This is a genomic window from Cryptosporangium aurantiacum (genome assembly GCF_900143005.1).
Lineage (GTDB): Bacteria > Actinomycetota > Actinomycetes > Mycobacteriales > Cryptosporangiaceae > Cryptosporangium > Cryptosporangium aurantiacum.
Map to the genome: position 1 here is coordinate 54,752 of NZ_FRCS01000025.1, position 23,071 is coordinate 77,822.

At 71.2% G+C, this 23,071-nt stretch carries 20 protein-coding genes; 11 read left to right on the forward strand and 9 right to left on the reverse strand.

From position 1 onward, the window contains the following. The 3 genes from BUB75_RS40660 to BUB75_RS40670 are packed head-to-tail and all read left to right on the forward strand — an operon-like array spanning position 1 to position 2,840. Positions 1 to 1,413 (forward strand): pectate lyase, encoded by a 1,413-nt coding sequence (locus BUB75_RS40660; RefSeq protein WP_218618075.1) that lies wholly within the window; start codon positions 1 to 3, stop codon positions 1,411 to 1,413. Between the two features lie 27 nt (positions 1,414 to 1,440). Beyond that, entirely contained in the window at positions 1,441 to 2,004 is a 564-nt protein-coding gene (locus BUB75_RS40665) for a SigE family RNA polymerase sigma factor (protein ID WP_084742370.1), read from the forward strand. After that, positions 2,001 to 2,840, forward strand: coding sequence for a hypothetical protein (locus BUB75_RS40670; protein ID WP_073265607.1), 840 nt, complete (start codon positions 2,001 to 2,003; stop codon positions 2,838 to 2,840). Before BUB75_RS40665 ends, BUB75_RS40670 begins: the two co-directional genes overlap by 4 nt. Before the next feature lie 18 nt (positions 2,841 to 2,858). Here BUB75_RS40670 and BUB75_RS40675 read toward each other — a convergent pair whose 3' ends face one another. Beyond that, complete coding sequence (locus tag BUB75_RS40675) at positions 2,859 to 4,916, reverse strand: APC family permease (RefSeq protein ID WP_073265609.1); 2,058 nt, start codon at positions 4,914 to 4,916, stop codon at positions 2,859 to 2,861. A 154-nt stretch (positions 4,917 to 5,070) separates the two neighbouring features. On the opposite strand from BUB75_RS40675, the gene BUB75_RS40680 reads away from it, so the two are divergent. Next, positions 5,071 to 5,829, forward strand: coding sequence for a TetR/AcrR family transcriptional regulator (locus BUB75_RS40680; RefSeq protein ID WP_073265611.1), 759 nt, complete (start codon positions 5,071 to 5,073; stop codon positions 5,827 to 5,829). A gap of 5 nt (positions 5,830 to 5,834) precedes the next feature. Here the strand turns inward: BUB75_RS40680 and BUB75_RS40685 are convergent, their stop codons facing one another. Together BUB75_RS40685 and BUB75_RS40690 are read right to left on the reverse strand one after the other, a co-directional pair. After that, on the reverse strand, positions 5,835 to 7,583 hold the full coding sequence (locus BUB75_RS40685) for a PAS domain-containing protein (protein WP_073265613.1): 1,749 nt from the start codon (positions 7,581 to 7,583) through the stop codon (positions 5,835 to 5,837). Positions 7,584 to 7,656: 73 nt separating this feature from the next. Next, a complete protein-coding gene (locus tag BUB75_RS40690; RefSeq protein ID WP_073265615.1) occupies positions 7,657 to 10,104 on the reverse strand; it encodes a hypothetical protein in 2,448 nt (815 codons plus the stop codon). 191 nt (positions 10,105 to 10,295) lie between these two features. On the opposite strand from BUB75_RS40690, the gene BUB75_RS40695 reads away from it, so the two are divergent. The 3 genes from BUB75_RS40695 to BUB75_RS40705 are packed head-to-tail and all read left to right on the forward strand — an operon-like array spanning position 10,296 to position 11,921. After that, positions 10,296 to 10,724 carry a hypothetical protein gene (locus BUB75_RS40695; protein ID WP_073265617.1) on the forward strand — a complete coding sequence of 143 codons (429 nt, stop codon included), beginning with the start codon at positions 10,296 to 10,298 and terminating at the stop codon, positions 10,722 to 10,724. After that, the gene (locus BUB75_RS40700) at positions 10,718 to 10,945 is read left to right on the forward strand and encodes a helix-turn-helix transcriptional regulator (RefSeq protein ID WP_073265619.1); all 228 of its coding nucleotides are present in this window, start codon (positions 10,718 to 10,720) and stop codon (positions 10,943 to 10,945) included. Before BUB75_RS40695 ends, BUB75_RS40700 begins: the two co-directional genes overlap by 7 nt. A 1-nt stretch (position 10,946) precedes the next feature. Continuing rightward, entirely contained in the window at positions 10,947 to 11,921 is a 975-nt protein-coding gene (locus BUB75_RS40705; protein WP_073265621.1) for an NAD(P)-dependent alcohol dehydrogenase, read from the forward strand. Here BUB75_RS40705 and BUB75_RS40710 read toward each other — a convergent pair. Further along, positions 11,911 to 13,926, reverse strand: coding sequence for a protein kinase domain-containing protein (locus BUB75_RS40710; protein ID WP_084742376.1), 2,016 nt, complete (start codon positions 13,924 to 13,926; stop codon positions 11,911 to 11,913). The two genes, BUB75_RS40705 and BUB75_RS40710, sit on opposite strands and share 11 nt — an antisense overlap. Before the next feature lie 159 nt (positions 13,927 to 14,085). On the opposite strand from BUB75_RS40710, the gene BUB75_RS40715 reads away from it, so the two are divergent. Together BUB75_RS40715 and BUB75_RS40720 are read left to right on the forward strand one after the other, a co-directional pair. Then, complete coding sequence (locus tag BUB75_RS40715) at positions 14,086 to 15,567, forward strand: FAD-binding oxidoreductase (protein WP_073265625.1); 1,482 nt, start codon at positions 14,086 to 14,088, stop codon at positions 15,565 to 15,567. Positions 15,568 to 15,813: 246 nt separating this feature from the next. Beyond that, on the forward strand, positions 15,814 to 17,196 hold the full coding sequence (locus BUB75_RS40720; protein WP_073265627.1) for an APC family permease: 1,383 nt from the start codon (positions 15,814 to 15,816) through the stop codon (positions 17,194 to 17,196). 32 nt (positions 17,197 to 17,228) lie between these two features. Here BUB75_RS40720 and BUB75_RS40725 read toward each other — a convergent pair whose 3' ends face one another. Next, the gene (locus BUB75_RS40725) at positions 17,229 to 17,888 is read right to left on the reverse strand and encodes a response regulator (protein ID WP_218618076.1); all 660 of its coding nucleotides are present in this window, start codon (positions 17,886 to 17,888) and stop codon (positions 17,229 to 17,231) included. Then, on the reverse strand, positions 17,885 to 19,057 hold the full coding sequence (locus BUB75_RS40730; RefSeq protein WP_178380106.1) for a sensor histidine kinase: 1,173 nt from the start codon (positions 19,055 to 19,057) through the stop codon (positions 17,885 to 17,887). The genes BUB75_RS40725 and BUB75_RS40730 overlap by 4 nt, the downstream gene beginning before the upstream one ends. A 131-nt stretch (positions 19,058 to 19,188) precedes the next feature. On the opposite strand from BUB75_RS40730, the gene BUB75_RS40735 reads away from it, so the two are divergent. Continuing rightward, positions 19,189 to 19,887 carry an ABC transporter ATP-binding protein gene (locus BUB75_RS40735; RefSeq protein WP_073265629.1) on the forward strand — a complete coding sequence of 233 codons (699 nt, stop codon included), beginning with the start codon at positions 19,189 to 19,191 and terminating at the stop codon, positions 19,885 to 19,887. Beyond that, positions 19,880 to 20,644: an ABC transporter permease gene (locus BUB75_RS40740; protein WP_073265631.1), complete on the forward strand. Its 765-nt coding sequence runs from the start codon at positions 19,880 to 19,882 to the stop codon at positions 20,642 to 20,644. Before BUB75_RS40735 ends, BUB75_RS40740 begins: the two co-directional genes overlap by 8 nt. Positions 20,645 to 20,702: 58 nt before the next feature. Here the strand turns inward: BUB75_RS40740 and BUB75_RS40745 are convergent, their stop codons facing one another. The 3 genes from BUB75_RS40745 to BUB75_RS40755 are packed head-to-tail and all read right to left on the reverse strand — an operon-like array spanning position 20,703 to position 23,050. Further along, positions 20,703 to 21,263, reverse strand: coding sequence for a hypothetical protein (locus BUB75_RS40745; protein WP_073265633.1), 561 nt, complete (start codon positions 21,261 to 21,263; stop codon positions 20,703 to 20,705). A gap of 6 nt (positions 21,264 to 21,269) precedes the next feature. Next, positions 21,270 to 22,460: an ABC transporter substrate-binding protein gene (locus BUB75_RS40750; RefSeq protein WP_073265635.1), complete on the reverse strand. Its 1,191-nt coding sequence runs from the start codon at positions 22,458 to 22,460 to the stop codon at positions 21,270 to 21,272. After that, positions 22,457 to 23,050, reverse strand: a complete 594-nt coding sequence (locus BUB75_RS40755) for a GTP-binding protein (RefSeq protein WP_073265637.1) — start codon at positions 23,048 to 23,050, stop codon at positions 22,457 to 22,459. Before BUB75_RS40755 ends, BUB75_RS40750 begins: the two co-directional genes overlap by 4 nt. Between the last annotated feature and the right edge of the window lie 21 nt (positions 23,051 to 23,071).

The following is a 23,071-nucleotide window of genomic DNA, read 5'->3' on the forward strand; positions in this document are numbered from 1 at the left end:
GTGGGAGCGCTGCTGGCCGGCTCGGTCGCGATCGGGGTGTCCGCATCGGCGGGCGCGAGCTTCAGCGACGACTTCGAGGACGGCAAGTCCGACGGTTGGTCGAAGTCCGGCGGCACCTGGTCGGTGGTGAGCGACGACTCCCGAGTACTGCGTCAGGCCAATGCGGGCAGCGAGCACGCCCGATTCTTCGCCGGTGACTCGGACTGGACGGACTACACCCTGCAGGCCCGCGTCAAGCCGACCGGCTACGGCACCGGCACTGACAGCGCCGTCACCATCGCCGCCAGGGCCACGAGCGCGACGACGTTCGTCCGCCTCGCTCTGCTCCCCGGCAACCGCGCGCAGCTGCAGGCCGTCAGCAGCGGCGCGGTCCGCGTGCTCGCCACGGCGTCGGTCGGGACCGGCACCGGGACGTGGCACGCGGTCACGCTGCAGGTCAGCGGCGACCGGACCACCGCGACCGTAGACGGCACGACGGTCGGCACGGCCAGTGGCGGCCTCCCCGCCCGCGGCCGGATCGGCCTCTCGACGCTGCGCGCCACCGCCGCGTTCGACGACGTGTCGGTGGCCGCGGGTGGCACCGTGACCCAGCCCGCGCCGACGACGCCCGTGCCGACCGCCGCCACCGCGCCCGCCTCGCCGACCGCGACGATCGGCTCGGCAACCGCGACAACGGCGCCCAGCCCGACCAAGAGCACGAGCGCGAGCGCGACCCCGACCACGAGCGCCACCACGGCGGCCGCCTGGCCGACCGCGACCGGTTCGGTGAAGGTCGACGAGACGACCGAGGTCTCGGGGACGCTGGACGGCGGGCTCAAGCGCTACTTCGGCATCGGCGACGGCGGCCAGAGCGAGAGCCAGGACCCGATGTTCGAGCTGGCCAACGGCGCGACGCTGCGTAACGTCATCATCGGCGCACCGGCAGGCGACGGCGTGCACTGCACCGGCTCCTGCACGCTGATCAACGTCTGGTGGGAGGACGTGGGCGAGGACGCCGCCACGTTCAAGGGCAACGCGTCCGCCACGTACCTCGTCGACGGCGGAGGGGCCCGCTCGGCGAGCGACAAGGTGTTCCAGCACAACGGCGGTGGCACGCTCACGATCCGGAACTTCCAGGTCGAGGACGCGGGCAAGCTGTACCGGGCCTGCGGTAACTGCTCGACGTCGTACGAACGGCACGTCGTACTCGACCGGATCACGGTGACGAACACCAAGACCGTCGCCGGCATCAACTCCAACTTCGGCGACACCGCCACGCTGACGAACATCACCGTGGTCGGCGATGCGAAGAAGTCCACGAAGATCTGCACGCGGTTCCAGGGCACCACGCCCGGCAACGAACCGACGCAGCTAGGCTCCGGCCCGGACGGCACGAGCTGTCGTTATTCGGAGTCGGACATCACCTGGCGCTGACTACGCACCCGGCAGCGTCGAGGGGAGGTGGAAGGCGTGTCCGATCGGCCCCGAGAACACGCCTTCCACCTATTTTTTGAGACCCATCATGTGGAGTTGGCTCGGATGGCCTCGCTGATCACCGGTGACAGCGGCGTCGCGGACGATCTCGCCGCCGATGCGCTGGCCGAGATCTGGCGGTACTGGGACCGGGTGACCGCGGCACCGGATCCGCTCGCGTACGCGCGCGGCGTCCTCGTGAACATCGCCCGGAATTGGAACCGCCGTCACGGGCTGGAGGAACGCGGAGCGCGCCTGGCGTCCCTGTTCCGGCGGGAGCACACGACGACCGACGCGGACGTTTCCTCCGCGCTCGACGTCCGCGCCGCGCTGCGCCGGCTGCCGTACCGGCGGCGGGCCTGCGTCGTTCTGCGGTACGCGTTCGACCTGTCCGAGCGCGAGGTCGCCGACGTCCTCGGCATCTCGGTCGGCACGGTGAAGAGCCAGACTTCACGGGGCGCGGCCCAGCTCGCGGGCTTCCTCGCCGAGTCCTCGGCGCAGTCCGATCCCCGGGTCGCGCTCGCGCCCAACCGGGCGGGAGGGCTGCGATGAGCGACGAGGAGCTCCGGATCCGGCTACGGACCGCGGCCGACGAGCACCAGCCCGACCGAGCCGCGATGCTCGCGCGGATCAACCGCCGCCGCGCCGGGACCGGCGGCGCCCATCGATTCTCCGTGGCCTTCCGGCCTGCGGCCGGGCCGAGCGGTCGGTTCCGCCCGATGGCAGCCGCGGCCGCAATCATCATGGTGACGACGCTCGGCGTCGGCGGCACCTGGCTCGCCGTTGATCAATTCGGACGCCAGACGCCGGGCGACGCCGCGAGCGCGCCGGCTGTCCCGGTGGCGCCGAGTGCGGCGTCGCCCACGGCGGAGGCACCGTCGCCGGGTTCGCCCTCGCCGTCCGGCACGCCGTCGGCCTCGCCGTCGCAACCGAGCTCACCGTCACGGACGAGCGAAGCACCCGCGTCGCTACCGATCGAAGACATCCCGCGCGGGAACGCGCCCGAGGACCACTTCCTGTGGTCGGACGGGTCGATCGATCCGCACTCGATCTCGGTCTGGTCGCAGAGCAACGTGACGCTGAAGAACGACGAGACGGTCACCGCACTGGACGTCACGATCCGGGTCGCGCTGACCAGCGGGGTGCGGACGACCGGCAGCTGGAGCAGCATCCCGAACGACAAGCTGATCACCGCGGTGCGGGAGCAGTCCGGGTGGCTGTACTACCGCTTCCGGCTGCGCGCCGGGGCGACGCTGGCGCCGGGTAGCTACGTGTTCGCGGGCCAGTACAACCACGCCAGCGGCGGCCGGGACGCCGGGGACGACGCGTACTCCGCGACCGCCACCGCCGACGGTGACAGCGTCGAGGTCCACGGCACGTTCGCCTGACGCCGTGCGGCGCGGACCTCAGGCCCGGTGGCCCCACCACGAATGATTGTCCGGCCCCGCCCCAGGCGGCGCCGCCTCGGACGCATACGGCGCAGCCTCGGACGCATACGGCGCGGCCTCGGACGCATACGGCGCGGCCTCGGACGCATACGGCGCCGCCTCGGGCGCGAACGGCGCCGCCTCGGACGCGAACGGCGCGGGCGACGACGGCTCCGGCGCGTAGGGCTCACGCGCATAGGGCGCGGGAGACGTCGGCGCCGGCCCCAACGGCGCCGCCGCAGGCGGCACGGCCTGGGGCGCGTACGGCGCGGACGGCGGCAGCTCCGGCGCGTAAGGCGCGGGAGACGTCGGCGCGGCGCCATACGACGGCGCGGGGGTTGTGGGCGCAGCCCCGTACGACGGCGCAGGGGACGTCGGCGCGGCGCCATACGGCGCTGCCGCGGACGGCGCGGGTGCCGATGGGCTGGGTGCGTACTGCTCTGCCGCCGGCGGCCGGCTCTGTGCCGGTACTGCGTCGAGCGGTACGCCCGGAACTCCCGGCACCCCTGTCGAGAACCGGGGCTCCCACGTCGCGCCGGAAACCGCCGGCTCCTTGGCGTCCGAATCGTCGTTGTTCGAACGGAAGCGGCCAATCGACGCGTACACGGCAGGGCGGCTGGCCTTGAGCATCGCCGCAGCGACCAGCCCGGCGGTGAACGCCGCCCCGATCAACGCGGCGAGCAACCACGAGGGCCGACCGTCCGCGGGCGGGAACACCGACGACAGGCGCAACAGGCCGAAGATGAACACGAAGCCGGTCACCACCGCGGCCACGGCACCGGCGACCGCGCGGAACTCCCAGCCGCGCAGCTCGCTCTCGTCCTCGTCGCTGCGGAGGAACCACACCAGCGCACCCACCGACGTCAGCGCCAGCGCACCGGTGATGCCGAGACCACTCACCAGGCCGAGCCAGAGCGCGTACACCCGGTCGTCGGTCGCGATGACCGCGACGGCACCGATCGCGGCCAGCGCCGGAACCACCGCCCGCACGTGCCAAACGCCTGGAGCACCGAGCCGGAACGCCGCCGGCAGCACGCCGTCCATCGCCAGCCCGGACAGCTGCCGGTTCACTGCCTTGTGCAGCACGACCGCGGTACCGACCGTGGCCAGCAGCAGCGTGAACATGATCAGCCGAGCGACGCCCGGTGCCTCTTCCGGCCCGACGATCCGCGCGATCAGCGTGAACAGTGACTGCCCGGTCGTCCCGGCCGTGGTCGCGACGTCGTCCGGCGCCACCGCGGCCCGCGCCTGTCCGCTGGTGGCCGCACCGACCGCCCACGCGCTCAGCGCCGACGCCGTGGTCATGACGATGCCCGCGACGTAGGCCGCGCGCGGCACCGATCTGCGGGGCTCCCGGACGTCCCGGACAAAGTTCAGGCTCGTGTCCAGGCCGATGAACGCGGTGACCGCGAAGCACAGCGCGACACCGAACGAGCCGCTGAACAGCCAGCCTGGGTGGAGCGGCGCGGTGAAATCCTCGGACGCCATCGGCAGTTGCAGCGCCCGCACGTCGAACCAGACCAGCACCACGATCTGCGCAACCAGCAGCCCGCCGAGCAGCCAGATCACCCGCCGCAGCCGAACCATGCTGAGCAGCGAAACCGCGATGACGCCGAGCACGGCCGCGATCTCGCTCGGCAGGTTGACGTCGAGGATGTCGACGGACAAACCGGAGAGCACCAACCCGAACACGGCGTACAGCGAGACCAGCGAACCGAGGTACGAGATCAGGACGACGCCCGCGACACCGAGCCCGATCGCCGGACCGAGGCCGTGCGTGACCAACGCGTACAGGCCTCCGGGGTGCCGCACCCGGCGCGCCATGCTGGTGAACGCCAGCGCGGCGCAGAGCAGCGCGAAGCCGCCGAGGACATAGACCAGCGGCATCGCGACGACGTGCCCGAACTGGAAAGCACCGGGGATTGCCACCCACGCGACGATCAGCGGCGCGTGGCTCATCGTCGCCACGATCGCCAGCTGCCAGCCGGCCAGGGTTCCCTCGTGGGTAGCGGCGGTTTCGGGTACGTGACGGGCCATGGGTTTGTGTTCTCCATATTTCGCGGGTGGGCGCACGGCACGAGGAATTTCGTACCCGTGGCGTCGCGGAGCCCCACCCCGAAGTCACCGCGCCCCTATGCGAACAACGTTCGCGTAATGATAAGTCGCTCGGAGTGTGCGTCAAGATGAGCCGATGAACTCCTCGACCGCCCCCGCGGAGCCCGAGACCGAGATCACCAGGCAGTCCCCCTCGCCGGGCAGCGCCGCGTGGTGGCGGGAGCGTCGGGCCGCACGCGACCGTCGTCGCCACCGCCCGGGAGGCCTGACGACCGAGCAGATCACCGAGACCGCGCTCGCGATCGTCGACGGCGAAGGCCTGGCCGCGCTGACCATGCGGAGGCTCGCCGACCAGCTCGGCACCGGGGCGGCGTCGCTGTACCGGCACGTCGCCAACCGCGAAGAACTGCTGGTCGAGGTCGTCGACCACGTTCTGGGGTCGGTCGAGTTCGGGACGCCGAAGCCCACCTGGCGGGAGGACTTCCGCAACCAGGCGCACCTGCTACGGGCGGCGCTGATCGACCATCCGCACCTGCTGCCGGTCGCGCTCCGGACGCCGCTGCTCGGGCCGAACGCCGTCCGCGGACGGGAGGCCTGCCTGCGCCGGATGCTCGACTACGGGTTCTCGCCCGCCGACGTGCAGCCGATGTACACGGTCATCGTCACCACCGTACTCGGGCAGGCCGTTTTCGCAGCTCAGCGTGCCACCGGCGAGCGGGATCGGCCCGAGCCGCTGCGTCCTGAGGTCTACCGCGACCTGCCGGCCGATCGGTATCCAACCGTGACCGCGCTGGCCGACCGGACCGAGCCGCAGACGTCGTCGGCGTTGTTCACGCTGACGATCGACATCATGTTGGACGGCATCGAGGCTCGATACCCACGCGCACTCGAGTGACGACGTCAGCCCCGTCGGTCGAGGTGATGGCCGAGGTCGGCGGCGACCCGGCTGAGGTGGGACGCGATCTCGTCCGGGTCCGCCTCGTCGGGTAGCTCCGCGTCGAGGACGCCGAGCACGGCCTTGATCCCCGGCACCGGAACCACGACGCCCGGATTTTCCGCATCAGCGGGGGCCGGTCCACCCGCCGAACGCCGGAAAATCGGCGCCCCGTCCGCCCACGCCGCTCCGACGGTGCCGTCGCCACGGCACAGCCGCATCCGCCCGGTGCGTCCGGCCGAGTCCGCGACCAGCTCAAGCACCGTTTCGTCGGAGGAGGCGTCCGCGGTCGGTGCGGGGTCGACGAGCCACAGGCGTACGCGCGCCCCCGGCACCGCGGCCGCGACGGTCTCGACCAGACGCCCCGCGGTCTCCGGTGTGTAACCGGTGCGCAGCAGCAGCCGGGCGACGTCGAGTTCGCAGTCCCAGAGGTGCTGCTCCCGGCTGACCTCGGTGACGTCACGCAGCGCTACCACTGCGCCACTCGCCTCTGCTCCGACCAGGATCGGCTCGGCGTTCGCGAGGAAGCGCCGTGGCGGTCGCCCCGGAGCGTGGAAGCCGAGCACGACGTCCCGGACGGTTTCCCCGGCCAGCGCCCGGTTGCTCGGGTAATCGGCGGGATCCAGCCGTTTCCCGTCGACGTCCCGGACGTGCATGCGGAGCCGTAGCGCGGCGTCGATGAGCGAGCTCGGTTGCGTCTCCATCAGGTTGAGCAACGCCGGGTTGCCGAAGATCGGCCTGCCCGTCGTGTCGCAGGCGAACACCGCGGTGTCGAGGCTGTTGAGCACCGCCTGGAGGAACCCTTCGCGCCGAATGACCTCCGCTTCGGCATCGAACCGGAGCGAGGCGTCGAGCATCGAGACACAGATCCGTGTCCCTCCGGCGCCCGGCACGGCCCGGATCGCCGCGTCCACCGGCATCCGCAGCCCGTCGCGGGTCGTCGCCCACATCGTCTGGCGGCGGACCGCACCGCGCGCGGACGACGGCAGCGCGGCGAGCGTCGCCAGGATCGCGCGAATCGTCACCGCGTCGCGGTCCGGGAACAGCAACTGGTGCAGCGGGTGGCCGAGCGCCTGGTCCCGCGTCCACCCGAACGTCGTGGTCGCGGCGGCGTTCCAGGCCAGGATCGCGCCGTCGCCGTCGACGACCACGAACGACTCGGCCAACGCGTCGAGCAGCGGCACCAGGTCGAGCAGGTTCACGGTCAGCTCGGCCGCGACCCCCGCGATGCCGGGCAGCAGGCCGGTGGTCGCCGCGACGCCGTCCAGCGCGGCCCGCTGGTCGGCGTTCCACTCCCGCGGGACGGCGTCGAGCGCACAGATGCTTCCGACGACCGCACCGTCCGACCCGCGCAGCGGCACCGCGGCGAACGCGCCGATGCCGACGTAGGAGACGACCGCCGCGCCGGCCGACCGCGGATCGGAGGCCGTGTCGGCGATCCACACTGGTTCACCGGACGCCACGACCGTGCGGCACAGCGAGTCCGCCACCGCGATTCGCCTGGTGAGCTTGAACACGCCGTCGACCCCGTACAGGCCGACGAGGCGGTCCCACTCGCCGTCCACCAGTGAGACGACGCCCATCGGAGCGCTTGCCACGCTCGCCGCCGCACCGGCGATCGCATCCATCGAGAGCGGAACACCAGCGAGGATCGCGGTGGCGCGGTCCACTGCGGCGATCCGGCGTTCGTCGTAGAGTTCGCCGTCGTCGTTCATTGATTGTGCCGTTCGAACAGCCGCCGGTTCACGACGGAGGGGAAGGGTTCGACGCGCGACGACGGTAGCAGGATTAACGCGAATTATGGGCGTTTGCACCGTTTGCTGCGGGCTCCGAGGGGATCGTCAGCACCAGCGGCGGGGGCGCAGGAGGCAGCGCCGCCGGCGCCCGGACGCCGGGTACCTCCCAGGGCCCGAGCCGCTCGAAGAGCCCGGCCAGCACCCCCATCGCGGTGAGCAGCAGAATCGGGAACACCGGGCTGAACTGCCGGACGCCAGACGGTACGCCGGTCATGATCTCGAGCAGCGCGGCCACGACCACGCCGCCGAGCGCCATCGCGGCGAGCGGGTCCTTGCGCGCCCGGAACGGCGCCACGGCGGCCGCCAGCACCAACACCGCGCAGACCACGGCGTCGACCGCGAGGTACTGGGCGTCGAGCTTCGCGGTGTGCGCGATCCGCTCGGCCAGCGCTGCGAGGACGTTGCCGCCGTCGGTCAACTCGCTCGCCCGCCCGAGATAACGAGCGTCGGCGATCGGGGTCAGCTGGCCCAGCCCGATCATCAGCACCGCGAGGCCGGTCGAGACCGCCGCGTACGGCAGCCACGGGTTGCGCACCGAACGATCGCGCCACGCGGCGACAGCCCACGCGACCGCGACGGCGCCCACCAGCGCCATCCCGGGTGCGCGCGCCCCGAGCAGCAGCCCGACCAGCACCGCGAACGTCACCAGTTCCCGGCGTCCCCGGCGTCCGTCCAGCGGCAGCGTGAACAGACAGGCACAGCAGAGCGCGATCGCGAGCATGTCGGCCGAACCGGTCAGCGACGCCACCGCGATCCGGTCGCTGATCACGAACACCACACCGGTGACCGCTCCGGCCAGCGCGCCCCACCGCGAGGCCGCGAAGTACGTCAGCATCCCGATCACGGCCACGAACGAGACGAGCGGGACGACGAGCAGTCCCGGAGCGCCCAGCACCGCCACGAACGGTGCGGAGAGCAGCGGGTAGATCAGGTTCGGGTCGGCGGATCCGGCGTGCTCGAACAGCCACGTGTTGCCGTCCTGCCAACAGGACCAACCGGTGCAGTCGTCGCGGAAGAACGCCTTGTCGGACAGTTCCTGGTAGGTCAGAGCGGTCGCGTCGGCCGGCGAGTGGCCGAGGAGCCGGTACGTCCACGCCAGGTGGTACATGCTGGTCGGGCTGAACTGCCAGGTTCGGTTCACCGACACCGCGATGCCGGCGAGCGCCAGGCCGACAATCGTCGCCCAGGCGTGTACCGGCAGCTTGCCGACCCAGCGCATCGGCTCCCACCGCCGGGCCCGCTGCGATAGCGGCACCGGTTCCCGCAGCCCGGCCTCGGTGGACCGGGAGGGCCGTCTGCGGATCGGACCCCAAAGATCGACGAGCAGCGCGACGACGGCCAGCACGAGCAACGGGACGATCGGCGCGTGGTAGCGGAAAGCGGCCGGCCAGAACTCCACGATGTTGATCGCGCTGACCACCGCGAACGCACCGGCGGCCAGCGCGGACAGCTCGCTGCGGAAGCGCCAGACCACGGCCACCGTGGCCGCGATCAGCAGCGCCACGAGCGCCAGGTCGTACCGCACCCGCATCAGGTCCGAGTGGATGATGTTCCAGGTCACGTCCGGGAGTGCGGCGACACCGCGGACGCCGAAGTACTTCACGGCAAGATCGTCGAAGCGCTGGCTCAGCGCCAGTTCCTCACCACCGAAGATCCGCGGCGTGATCACCATCTGCGCGGCGAGAACGCCGAACCCGACGACGTTGCCCCAGACCGCGAACGGCAGCCAGGCGTTGCGGAACGCCCGGTCACGGACCGCGACCAGCAGCCAGGCCGCAGCGACCGCCACCGGCAACGCGATCGCGAACTGCCGGTTGAGCATCCCGACCGCAACGAGGACCACGTACCAGACGACGTGCGTGCGGGTGACCCGCTTGGCCAGCGGGAGAAGCAGGAGCGGAAGCACGAGCAGCGCGAACGCCGGACCCTCGGTGTGCGCGACGACGCTCCAGCGCGAGACCGAGACCGGGAGCAGCAGCATCGCACCGGCGACCAGCGCCCACCGCGGCCCCCACAGCCGGGACGCCAGCAGGACGGTCGCGACGATCGCGAGCGCGTAGCCGATGATCGGGACCACCATCAGGCCGGCCGGCCCGAACAGCGCGACGAACGGCGCACTGAGCAGCGGCAGCAGGATCCGCGGGCCGACCACCGCCGCGTACGGACCAGTGAAGAAGCTCGAGTGGTAGTCGTCCGGCCAGCACGACCAGCAGTCGGCCAGGCCAGGGTCGTCCGCGAGGTAGTTGTAGGCGAGTTGCGCCGCGTCGGCCTGCGGATGACCGAGGTACCAGTACGTCCACGCCAGGTAGATCCGGGAGTCCGGGCCGTAGTGGGCGTTCGTGATCGACGCCAGCAGGACGGACAGGACACACAACGCGGCCAGGAGTAGCCAGCCCTGGATCGGCAGGGCGTTTCGGAGTGATCGTGCGATCCTCTTCATCGTTTCCGAACGCTAGGCGGATTAGGCCCAAATCTCCGCCCCGACCACCCGTGTTCGCGGGTTGTACGGAAACTGTTCCGCGTTGCGGCCCACGCCGGTCGCCTGCCGGCCCGCATGTAAAGAACTCTTGACACGGGGTCTACCTTTGCTGACATGAAGGTGTCAAGAATGCTTTACTTCGGAGGCCGCAGGTGACGCTGACCGAGAAGCGGGCGTGGATCACGCTGGTCGTCACCGTGGTGGCGTACACGGTGTACGTCATCGTGATCACGGCTCGCGTGGACGGTCGGTCGCTTCCGGACGTCCCGTACGCCGGACCGCTGCTCACCACGATCGTCGGCGCGATGGTCGCCGCGATCGTGATCGAGATCGTGCTCAGCGCCGTCACGCCGAACGCGTCCCGGGTCCAGGACGTGCGTGACAAGGAGATCCACCGGCTCGGCGAATACGTCGGTCAGTCGTTCGTCACGATCGGCGCGGTCTCGGCGATGCTGATGGCCGTCGTCGAGTGGGACCCGTTCTGGATCGCCAACGTCATCTACCTCTGCTTCGTCCTGGCCGCCGTGCTCGGCGCGGTCGCCAAGGTGATCGTTTACCGCCGGACGATGCCCGAATGGTGAAGCCGACCCGGGTCACGAACTCCATCCGTGCACTGCGCTTCGCGCACGGCGAGATGACTCAGGCCGAGCTGGCCGAGCGCATCGGGGTGACCCGGCAGACCGTCATCGCCATCGAGCAGGGCCGGTACTCGCCCTCGCTGGAGATGGCGTTCCGCATCGCGCATGTGTTCCGCGTACCGCTCGACGACGTTTTCCACTACCCAGAGCTACCGGAGGAATGACATGAAAGCGTGCTCGCGTACCGCCTACGGCGAGGCCGACGTACTCACGGTCGGCGACGTCAAACGCCCCACCCCCGCTGCCGACCAGGTGCTCGTCCAGGTGCGCGCGGCCAGCAACGACCGCGGCGTCTGGCACACGATGACCGGTCGCCCCTACGCCATGCGCCCGTTCATCGGCCTTCGCGCTCCGAAAGTCGCCGTGATCGGCCGTGCGTTCGCCGGCGTGGTCACCGAGGTCGGTTCGGCGGTGACCAAGTTCCGGCCCGGCGACGAAGTGTTCGGCACCACCAACGCCGGCACCTGGGCCGAGTACACCGTGGCCAAGGAGAAGTTAGTTGCCCCGCTTCCGGAGAACGTCTCGGCGGAGCAGGCCGCGACGCTCGGCTGTTCTGGTGTGTCCGCCTTGATCGCCGTCCGGGACGTCGGGAAGGTGCGACCCGAGCAGCGTGTGCTGGTGATCGGCGCGGGTGGCGGCGTCGGTTCGTTCGCGGTCCAGATCGCGAAGTCGCTCGGTGCGACGGTCACCGGTGTGTGCAGCACCTCGAAGGTCGACCTGGTGCGGTCGCTCGGCGCCGACGAGGTCATCGACTACACCCGCGAGGAAGTGGACCGGCACCGTGGGTGGTACGACGTCATCGTCGACATCGCGGGTAACCGGCCGCTGTCGATGCTCAAGCGCGCACTGCAACCGACCGGGACGATCGTGCTGGTGGGCGGCGAGGAGTCGCAGGGCCTGCTGCTCCACGGCTTTCAACGGATGATCTTCGCTCCGGCGTACGGGGTGGTCGCCCGTCGGCGGATGCGCAACGTCATCGTTCAGGAGAACGCCACCGACCTGGCCGAGATGGGCCGGATGGTCGCGGCGGGCGAGGTGACGCCGGCGATCGTCCACTCGTACGCGCTCGCAGACGCACCGGACGCGATGCGCTACCTCGCCGAGGGCCACCCCGCGGGCAAGATCGTCATCACGATTTGACGACGTCCCCGGTCGCCGGGCTCGGCGCGGACGGGCCGCCGGAATCCGCGTTGTTCTGCAGGGCGCCCAGGCCGGCACCGATCGCGATGCTGATCGCCGCCACCACGACGACGATGACCACGAGCAGGATGACGATCCGCCGCGGGATGCCTTCCTCGGCGTCCAGGTCGTCCGGGTGCGGCCGAAACTGCTGTTGCCGACGCCGAGCGGCGCGCCGTCCGATGCCCGGGGCGTTCGCCCGCCACGGCGCCGCATCGGGACCGCCCGCCGAATCCCCGATCGCGGCGTGGGCTCCGGTCGAGCTCCGGACCGCAGGAGGGCCGCCACCGAGGGCAGGCGAGCCTCCGACCGGCGGCCCGCTCACCGGCGGGGATCCCATGGGCGCAGCACCCAGTGGCGGGGCTCCCAGCGCTGGGGGCACCGACGCGGAGGCACCGGCCGGCGGGGGGCTGCCGATCGGGGCGCCCGGAGAGAACGGTGGCACGAACCCGGCCGGTGAGGTGGGTGGCGAGAACCCGACCTGCGCGCCGGACACCGGGTGGGGCCCGGACACTGGTTGGGCGCCCGACACCGGGCGGGCGCCCGAGACCGGCGCGGCGTCCGGATCGGCGGCGTGCCGCCCCGAACGTGTCGACGGGTGCGCGCCGAGCCCGGCGTCCGCACCGGCGCCGAACGACGTCCGCACGTCGGGACCGGAACCGTGCCCGAACGACGGACCGACACCCGGCGGGGCACCATGCCCGAACGACGGGCCAACACCCGGCGGGGCACCATGACCGAACGACGGGCCAACACCCGGCGGGGCACCATGCCCGAACGACGGACCGACACCCGGCGGGGCACCATGACCGAACGACGGGCCAACGCCCGGCGGGGCGCCGTGGCCGTACGAGGAGCCGACCCCGCTCGGCCGGTCGTAGCTCGGCCCGGGAAGGTCGTACCCCGGCGCAGGGGTGTCCTGGCCCGGCTCGGGAATCGCCAGGTGACCGGGCGGCGGCGTCCGCAGCTGCAGCGGCACCGAGGCGTCGCCCGCGGCCGCCCGGGGCGCCTGCCGCGAGCGCCCGCTGAGCCGCGCCTGCGCCGATCCGGTGGTCAGCGCCATCACCGCGCGTACGTCGTCGTCCACGCGCAGCGGCGTGTCAGCGTTCGCGGACCAGCTCGACCCGAAGTCGGCGACCGCGGCGGTCGCGAGCGCGAGCGCGAACGCCTTGGCGGAGGCCGGGCGAGCAGCCGGTTCCTTCTCCAGCGCCTGCCCGATCACCGCCGCGATCCGGGGCGGCATGCCCGCGGGCAACTCCGGGCGCTTCGTCAGGTGGTGGTGGAGCATCGCGGAGAACGGCAGCTCCAGCGAGAACGGCGTCCGCCCGGTGAGCATGTGGTAGACCAGCCCACCGACCGCATACACGTCGGTGGTGGGTCCGATCCGCTGACCGAGGATCTGCTCCGGCGCCGCGTAGGCCGGCGTCCCGACCAGCGTGCCGGTCGTGATCGTCGAGCCTTCGAAGAGCTTCGCGATGCCGAAGTCGGTGACCTTGACCGCACCGTCGCCCGCGAACAGAACGTTGTCCGGCTTGATGTCACGATGCACGATGCCGCGCTGGTGCGCCGCATGCAGCGCGTCGGCGATCGCCAGCCCGATCGCGCAGGCGGTCTCCGGGCGTATTCCTTCCGCGATGCGGGACGTGAGCGTGCCGCCCGGAAGGTGCTCCATCACGATCAGACAGAGGCCATCGCTTTCCGCATAGTCATGTACGCGGACGACGTGCGGGTGGTCGAATACGGCCATTACTTGCGCTTCGGCAAGAAATCGGCGTTCGACATCCGGACCGGAAATCGTCAGGATTTTGATTGCGACGGGTCGGCCGAGGCGCCGGTGGCGACCCTCGATGACCAGCCCGAAGCCGCCGCGGCCCAGCTCGGCTCCCACCTCGTACTGGGGTAGTGCGGCCGTGAGCTGGGCCCGGTCGAAAAGCATCCGATGGATCCCATCACGTCGAATGGCCATGTACCTGGATGAGTCGATGAAACACCATCGAGCGAGCGGTTACCGCCAGAATCGAGTTCCGGGCAGTGTGCTTCGACACTTCAACGCGTTATTCATCGGCTACGCATCAGTACTATTACTGACAGTGAGTCACCGCGTGTATCCGGTTGACTTGACGGCGTGCCCGTCACTCGCCGCAGGTTCCTGACGCTCGGTGCGATCGCCGCCACGGCGGCGTGCACCGACAGCTCGCCGGTCCGGCCCAGCCCGTCCCCGACGCGCAGACCGGAGGGCCTCGACCTGCCCGGCCTCCGCCGAGTGCTCGACGGGCCGCTGCTCCTGCCCGGCGATGCCGGCTACCCCACCGCCGCGCAGCCGTTCAACGTCGCGCTCGGTACCCGCAGGCCGGCCGCGATCGCCCGGGTGGCGAGCACCGCCGACGTCCGGACCTGTGTCCTCCGCGCCGGAGGCCGCGGGGTACCGCTCGCCGCCCGCTCCGGCGGCCACAGCTACCCCGGCTACTCGACACCGGACGGCGGTGTCGTCGTGGACCTCGGCACGTTGAACACGGTGACGGTGAAGGACGACGGCACGGCGATCGTCGGCGCCGGTGCCCGGCTGATCGACGTCTACGCCGCGCTCGCCGCCCGCGGCCGGGCACTCCCGGCCGGCTCCTGCCCGACGGTCGGCATCGGCGGCAGCACGCTCGGCGGCGGCCTCGGAGTGCTCGCGCGGAGCTACGGCCTCACCTGCGACCACCTCCGCGCGGCGACGATCGTCACCGCCGACGGCGACATGCGCAGGGTCGACGCGTCGCACGACGCGGAACTGTTCTGGTCGCTGCGCGGCGGCGGTGGCGGCCACAGCGGCATCGTCACCGAGTTCACGTTCGACACCGTCCCGGCGCCGACCGTCACGAACTTCACGCTGCGGTTCCCGGCGACGGCCAGCGCCCGGGTCCTGTCCGCCTGGTCGGACTGGATGCAGACCGCACCGGACCGCACGACGTCGATCTGTGGCATCACCGCAGCAGCCACCCCGACGAACCGCGTCACCGGCACCTGGACCGGACCGGTCGCCGGGCTCTCCGCGCACCTCTCCGCGCTGATCAGCGCGGTCGGCACCGCACCTACCAGCCGGACCATGGCTACCCACGGCTACCTGGACGCGATGCGCGCGTTCGCCGGCTGCCTCGACAAGTCCATCGAGGCCTGCCACCCGGACACGATGCCCGGCGGCACCCTCCGCCGTGACGCGTTCCGCGCCTCGTCCCGGGTCGCCGACCGCCCGGTGGACGCCACGACCGCGGACGCCGTCGTCGATCTGCTCCGCCGCCAGACCGGCATGGTGCTGCTGTTCGACTCGCTCGGCGGCGCGGTCGGGACGCTGGCGCCGGGTGACACCGCATTCGTGCACCGCAGGGCGCACGCAACCGTGCAGGTTTACAGCGGTCGCGCGAACAGCGTCACCGCGGTGACCGAAGTACAGCAGGCCCTGCGCCCGCTGGTGGGCACCGGCGCGTACGTGAACTATCTCGACGCGGGCCAGAGCGACTGGGCCACCGCCTACTACGGCGCCAATCTGCCCCGGCTCCGGCGGACCGTCCGGCGCTACGACCCGGACGGCGTCTTCACATTTCCCCAGTCGGTGCTGCGGACCTAATTCGGAATTCGCAATCTTAGGTTGATCCGAGCGCGGTGGACACGGCGGTACCGGCGTTCACAGAATGTCGTCCACCATATCCGGTAATTCCTCGACGGGGAGAAATCCGTCATGCGCAACGATGCGCCCGAAGGGTATGAAAGACACAACGTAGGCACCCTTCATTACCCACCGCCACCAGTCATCAGCGCTCCGCTACAAAAGTCCCGTCTGATCGGCAGCCGTGAGCTGATCATCCTGCTGTTCATGGCGCACCCGCCGCTGAATTTGATCTGGGGTGCCATCCCGACCGCCTATCAATTCAGCGGGGTCGTGGCGCTCCCGTTCGTCGTGGGAATCGCCGGTTTGACCCTGATGGCTTTCGCCGTCGGCTACGGCAGCATGGCGCGCCGTATTCGCCATCGGGGCGGTATTTACTCGTTCATCACCCATGGACTCGGACCGGCAGTCGGGGTCGGATCGTCCTTTGTGGCAATTCTGTCGTACACCGCGCTGCTCGCCTCGCTGATCATGCTGGCGTGCGGTAGCACGATCGGTCTGGCCGCCAACCTGTTCGGCGTCCGGCTGCCGATGTCGCTGTGCATCGTCGTGGCGACCGCGGCGGTCGTGGCGCTGGAGCGCCTGCGGCTCCGTGCGCTGGTCCGGGTCCTGCTCGCGATCGGCCTCACGCAGGCGGCGGTGATCATCTGGGTGGACGTCGCCTCGGTGGCCAAGCCGGTCGGCGGCGACGTCTCGTTCCACGCCCTCGACCCGGCGTGGCTGCTCACCGGCTCGATCGGCCTGGCTCTCGGGCTGACGATGACCGCGTTCATCGGCTCCGAGAGCGGCGCGAGTTACGTCGACGAGGTGCGGCGTCCGGAACGCACGATCCCGCGGGCCACGCTGATCTCCTATGCCGCGACCACGGTCGTCCTGGTGATCAGCGTCTGGGCGATCAGCGTCACGGTGGGGCCGGAGGACATGGTCGCCGCCGCGCAGGGCCAGCTCCAGTCCCAGACCGGCGGTAGCGGGCACTCGTTCGTGCTCACGGTGATCGAGCTGCTGGTCGGCTCCGAGCACGCGCTGACCGTGACCGAGCTGGCCACCGCAGCGCTCGCCCTCGGTTGTCTGGCCAGCGGCACGATGCGCGCCAGCGGCTCGTCGCGGCAGCTGTCCGCGCTCGCCGGCGACGGCGTCCTCCCGGCGGCGTTGAAGCCGCTCCCGGACGGCCGGTCGCCGCTGAGCGCCGGGTGCATCGCGCCGGTGACCGCCGGACTACTGGCACTCGTCATCGCGAACACCGGGACGTCGATCGGCGTGCTGTACCTGATCACGATGGCCGGGCTCGGCATCGCGGGCGTGCTGACGCTGAGCTCGCTGGCCACGATCACCTGGTTCCTCCGCTCCGACGACACCGAGAGCGGGTTCTTCGGCTGGGAGGGTCAGGTCGTCGCGGCCGGTTTCGCGGCGGTGACGACCGGGTTCGTGTTCTGCTACGGGATCTACCGCCTGCCGCAGGTGGTGCCGAGCGGCCACACCTGGGGCTGGACGCTCTGGGCGGCACCGATGTTGGTGTTCGTGTGCGGCGTCGCGACCGTCCTGGTTCTCCGCGCCGGCAGGTCGCCGGTCGTGGCCCGGATCGGCCGCTGAGCCGGTCGTGGCCCGGATCGGCCGCTGAACGCTCAATCCGCCCGGCGGGCCGTGACCAGACCGCTCTCGTACGCCGCGATGACGAGCTGGGCGCGATCCCTGGCGGCGAGCTTGTCCAGCAGCCGCCCGATGTGCGTCTTCACGGTCGCTGCGCTCAGGTGCAGCTGCTCGGCGATCTCCGGGTTCGAGTGTCCACGGGCGACCAGCAGCAGCACGTCCCGCTCCCGCGGCGTGATGCCGGCGATCGAGGGAGCGGGACGAGGCTGCTCGGCCTCGGCGAACCGCGCGATCAGGCGCCGGGTGATGCCGGGGGCGAGCAGCGCGTCGCCGGACGCGACCACGTGGATCGCCGCGAGCAGGTCCGCCGGTGGCGCGTCCTTGAGCAAGAACCCGCTGGCACCGGCGCGAAGCGCGCCGTAGACGTACTCGTCCAGGTCGAACGTCGTCAGGATCAGGACGTGCGCACCCGGGACCTCGGCGCAGATCCGACGGGTAGCAGCGACGCCGTCCAGCTCCGGCATCCGGACGTCCATCAGCACGACGTCCGGGTGCAGCCGGGTCGCGAGCGCGATCGCCTCGCGGCCGTCGCCGGCCTCGCCGACCACGGTGAGGCCCGGTGCGGTGTCGACGAGCAGCCGGAAGCTGCCGCGGACCAGCGCCTGGTCGTCCACGACCAGAACCCGGATGCTCACTCGGACCCCACCGGCAGCGTCGCGACGAGACGGAACCCGCCGCTCGGCCGCGGAGCCGCCACCAGCTCACCGCCGAACAACCCGACCCGCTCCCGCAACCCCACCAGCCCGTGCCCGCCGGGCGGCGCCGGCCGGGGCGCGGGTGCGGACGCCCGCTCGTTCTCGACGCAGACCTCCAGCACGCCGTTCCGCTCCGACAGCTCCACCCGGCAATCGGTCGGGCCGGCATGTTTGACCACGTTCGTCAGGCCTTCCTGCACGATTCGGTAGGCGACCAGCTGGACGGCGTCCGAATAGGAACGAGAGTCGACCGCGACCCGCAGGTCGACGCCGACCCCGCCGGCGACTGCCCGGTCGACCAACGCGGGCAGCGCGTCCAGCCCGGGGGTCGGCGCGAACTCGGCGTCGGGTGTCCGCAGGACGCCGAGCAGGCGGCGGATGTCGGTGAGCGCGTTCCGGCTGGTCGCCTCGATGACCCGCAGCGCGTCCTGCGCGGCCTCCGGCCGCTGCGCCACGACGTGATTGGCGACGCCCGCCTGCACGGCGATCAGGCTCATGCTGTGGGCGACGACGTCGTGCAGCTCACGGGCGATCTGCAGCCGTTCTTCGGAGAGCGCCTGTTCGGCGTCCCGTCGGCGGCGCTCCGCCGCGCCCGCCCGGCGTTCCCGCACGATCACACCACCCACCCACGCGCTACCGCTGATCATCCAGACGTACACGATCAGCCCGGAGATCTCCGCGGCACTCCCGGTCGCGGTGAGGGCCAAGGTCACGGCCGCGGCGAGCAGCGTTACCGCGAGCACGGTCACCGCCCGACGCCACGACGAGCGCAGCGCGACCGTGTAGAGCGTGATCGCCGCTGGTAGCCAGGGTTCGAGCGTCACGTGGAGTGCGGTGGCGACGACGAGCGCCGTACTGCTCACCGCCCAGGCCGCCTCCGGCCACCGTCGCCTTACCGCGATCGGGGCGCCGACACCGACGGCGATCAGCCAGCCCAGCCAGGTAGGTCCGCTGTAGTACGGCTGGCTCGGAGCCAGTTCACCCGAGCCGAGGCCGGCGAAGAAGACGTAGAAGCCGATGAAAACCGCCGCGGCAACAGCGTCCACCGCGCGGAGCACCGCGTCGTCCGTCCGAGGGGAGCGCACCATCCTGCGCAGTGCCGAGGTCACCGGCTGACCGTAACCGCGACCGACCGCCGTCGACATCAGCCCCCAGCAGGTCATCCCCTGGGTGGACACGCGGCCCCGAGACGCGCCCACGGTCCGATCCGCGGCCCGGCCGCGTCGTCCACCGTGGAGCCATGATCGAAATCCACCAGCTGACCAAGCGGTACGGCCGGACACTGGCCGTCGACGGGCTCAGCTTCACGGTTCCGGCCGGCCAGGTGACCGGCTTCCTCGGCGCCAACGGCGCGGGCAAATCGACGACGCTCCGCGCGATCCTGGGGCTCGACCGGCCCACCGCGGGTCATGCGCTCGTAGACGGCCGCCCGTACACGCACCACCGCAGGCCGATGCAGGTGGTGGGCGCCGTACTCGACGCTTCCGCCGTCCACGGCGGCCGCCGCGGCCGCACGCACCTGCGTGCGCTGGCCCGCAGCAACGGCCTCTCCCCCACCCGCGTGGACGCCGTCCTCGACGAGGTCGGGCTGACCGCGGTGGCCGACCGCCGCATCGGTGGTTACTCGCTGGGCATGCGGCAGCGGCTCGCGATCGCCGGCGCGCTGCTCGGCGACCCCGGGACGCTGATCTTCGACGAGCCGCTCAACGGGCTCGATCCGGAGGGGATCCGGTGGTTCCGCTCGCTCGCCGGACGGTTGGCGCGAGACGGACGGGCGGTGCTGGTCTCCAGCCACCTGATGACCGAGATGGCGCAGACCGCCGACCGGGTCGTGGTGATCGGGAACGGGCGGCTGCTGGCCGAAGACTCGCTCGACGCGTTCGGCCCGTCGCTGGAAGAGGCCTACGTCCGCCTGACCGAAGGAGCATCCCATGTCTGACGTCGTTGCGAGTGAGTGGCTCAAGCTGCGGTCGGTGCGGTCGACGTACTGGTTGCTCGCCTCGCTGGTGCTGCTGCTGGCCGGTGCTGCCGGCATCAGCGCCGCGATGACCTCCGCCTGGGACGCGGCGTCACCGGTGGAGCGCGCGAACTTCGAGAGCACCAACATGTGGATCGTCGTCGGCCCGCTGACCCAGCTCGTGCTCGCGGTCGTGGCCGCGCTGGCGGTCACCGCCGAGTACCGCACCGGCGCGATCGTGACGACGCTGACCACGGTGCCGAACCGCGGTCGGTTGCTGGCCGCCAAGTCCCTGGTGGTCGTCGCGCTTACCGCGGTGGTCGGTACGCTCGTCGTCACGGCGTCGAGCGCGCTGAGCGTGCTGATCGCCGGGGACCGGCCAGCCCCGATCGAGCCGTGGACCACGACCGGCGACGCGGTGTCGTCCGGCCTCGCCGGGGTGGCGACGATCGTCGCGGCCGGCCTGGTCGGTGTCGGGCTGGGCGCGGCGTTCCGGTCGTCGGCGGGTGGCGTCGCGGCGATCGCCGGGCTGCTGTTCGTCGCGCCGGTGGTGGCCGTGTACCTGCCGAGCCCGTGGGACGGGCGGGTGTACAGCGTGCTGCCGTCGTCGCTCAGCTCGCAGCTCACCGGGGAGTCCGACCTCCTGCTGAGCCCGATCGGCGCCGGCATCGCGCTGATCGCCTACCCCGCGGTGGCGCTGGCAATCGGCGCGCTGACCCTCTCCCGCCGCGACGCGTGACCTCCTCCCAAGCGCTGCACACTTCGTACCCCTCTGGGGGCACAAAGTGTGCAGCGCTTCAGCCGCCCCCGCCGGGGAACAGACGCGACCAGAAGTCGGACGGGGTCGGGGACGGGGACGGGGGCGCGGATTGCGGCGGCGTCTCTCGGTCCGTCCGCCGCGGAGCCGGACGCTGGGCTCCGGTGGCTCGGTCGGTCGACGACCGCTCGGCCGGAGCCGTCGCGGCTGTCTCAGCCGGAGCCGCCGCCGCTGTCTCGGCCGGAGCCGTCGCGGCCCTCGCGGCCGGGGTGGTCGCGGGGGGCGTCCGCGTCGCCGGAGACGACGGACGCTCGACCGTGGTGGTCTCCCCCGGCCGCGGCAGCGACGACCCGTGCCCGTCCGCGTGGTACGCGCCGAGCATGCTGCCGATCAGCGCCGCCGCGTACGCCAGCGCCACCGCCCCGGTCGCGGCCAGCACCCAGGTCAGCACCCGCTTCCGCCGCCCGCTGCGATCCACGAAGATCGCCTGCCCGGCCGCGGGCACCGACGCTGGACGCCCTCGACGGTGCCGCCCGGCCACGGGTGACCGCGCCGGATCCTCGTTCACGGGCGGCAGCAGGACGGTGTCCGTTTCACGCACCGGTGGTCATCCCTTGATCGTCGTCCAGGCCTGGGCCCAGTCCTCGTAGTCCTTGCACCGGACGTTCGTGCGCCCGTCGAGACACGCGCTGATCGGCGTGCTCCAGTACCAAATGCGCTCGGCGTACTCCGCGTCACCGGCGTGGTACGTCCGGCAGTGCGACGGGTCGACCGTGAACCCGCACGCCTTCGGGTTCGACGGCGCCTCACCGAAGTACTCGGCGACCTGCGCGTTCACCGACGGGCTGACGATGTGATCGAACCACTTGTAGGCGCACGTCTTGTGCTTCGACGCGCTGGCCACCATCCAGGTGTCCGACCACCCGGTCGCACCCTCCGCCGGCAGCACGGCCTCCACCGGTGCGCCCTCGGACTTCGCGACGTTCGCGATCACCTGCCACGTCGTACCGACCACCGCGTCACCTGCCTTGAACGCGGCGACCTCCTCGCTGTAGTCGCTCCAGTACTCGCTGATGCTGGCCTTCTGCTGTTCGAGCACCGCGATCGCGGCCGCGAACTGCGTGTCGTCCAGCGCGTACGGGTTGGTGATCCCGAGGTCCGGCTGGTGCTTCATCAGGTACAGCGCGGCGTCGGCGAGGTAGATCGGCGAGTCGTACGCGGTCACCTTGCCGACCACCGAAAGGTTCGGCGCGAACACCGCACTCCACGACGTCGGCGCCGGCTTCACCACGTCCGACCGGTACATCAGCAGGTTGGCGCCCCACCCGTGCGGGATGCCGTACGCCACCCCGTCGACGCTGTTCCACGACTGGTTCTTCAGGTGGCGGTAGAGGTCCGCGTAGTTCGGGACCAGGTCCGTGTTCACCGGCTCGACCGCCCCGTCGGCGATCAGCCGCAGCGACGCGTCGCCGGATGCCGACACCACGTCGTACTTGCCGGTCTCCATCAGCGTCACGGCCTCGTCGGACGTGTTGAACACCTTGACGCTCACTCGGCAGCCGGTCGCTTCCTCGAACGGCGTCACCCAGTCGATCTCCGGATCGTTCGAGCCGTCCTCCGCGTACCCCGCCCAGGACAGGACGCTCAGCTCGCCCTCCGCCGTCCCGAGCTCGGTCAGCGCGGCCAGCTTCGGCGGCGCGAAGCCACCGTCCGACTCCGACTCGTCCGTCGTCTCCCGGCTGTTGCACCCCGCCACGACGAGCAGCACCACCGCGGCGGCGAGTACCCGACCCCTCATGTCTGGGGTACCGGGGTGCGGCTCACCGCGGGGCCCCTCCGGAGCACGTACTCGACCAGCGCGATCAGCACCGACTTGGTCGATTCGCGCCGACGCGCGTCGCAGGTCACGATCGGCACGTCCGGTCTGATCGTCAGCGCGTCGCGGATCTCCCGGACCGTGTTGGGCTGCGACCCGTCAAAACAATTCATTCCGACGACGTACGGCAGGCCACATCCCTCGAAAAAATCGACGGCGGAGAAGCAGTCAGCCAGCCGGCGCGGGTCGACGAGCACCACCGCACCGATCGCGCCCCGCACGAGCTCGTCCCACATGAACCAGAACCGGGTCTGCCCCGGCGTCCCGAACAGGTAGAGGATCAGCTCCTCGTCGATCGTGATCCGGCCGAAGTCCATCGCCACGGTCGTGGTCGTCTTGCCCGCGACCGGAGAGATGTCGTCGACGTCCACCGACGCAACGGTCATGATCGCTTCGGTGGTGAGTGGACGGATCTCCGAGACCGAGCCGACCAGCGTGGTCTTGCCGACCCCGAAGCCACCGGCGACGACGATCTTAGCCGACGTGGCGCGGCTCGCGCTTCCGAGTTCCACGGGAAACCTTTCGAAGTAGCG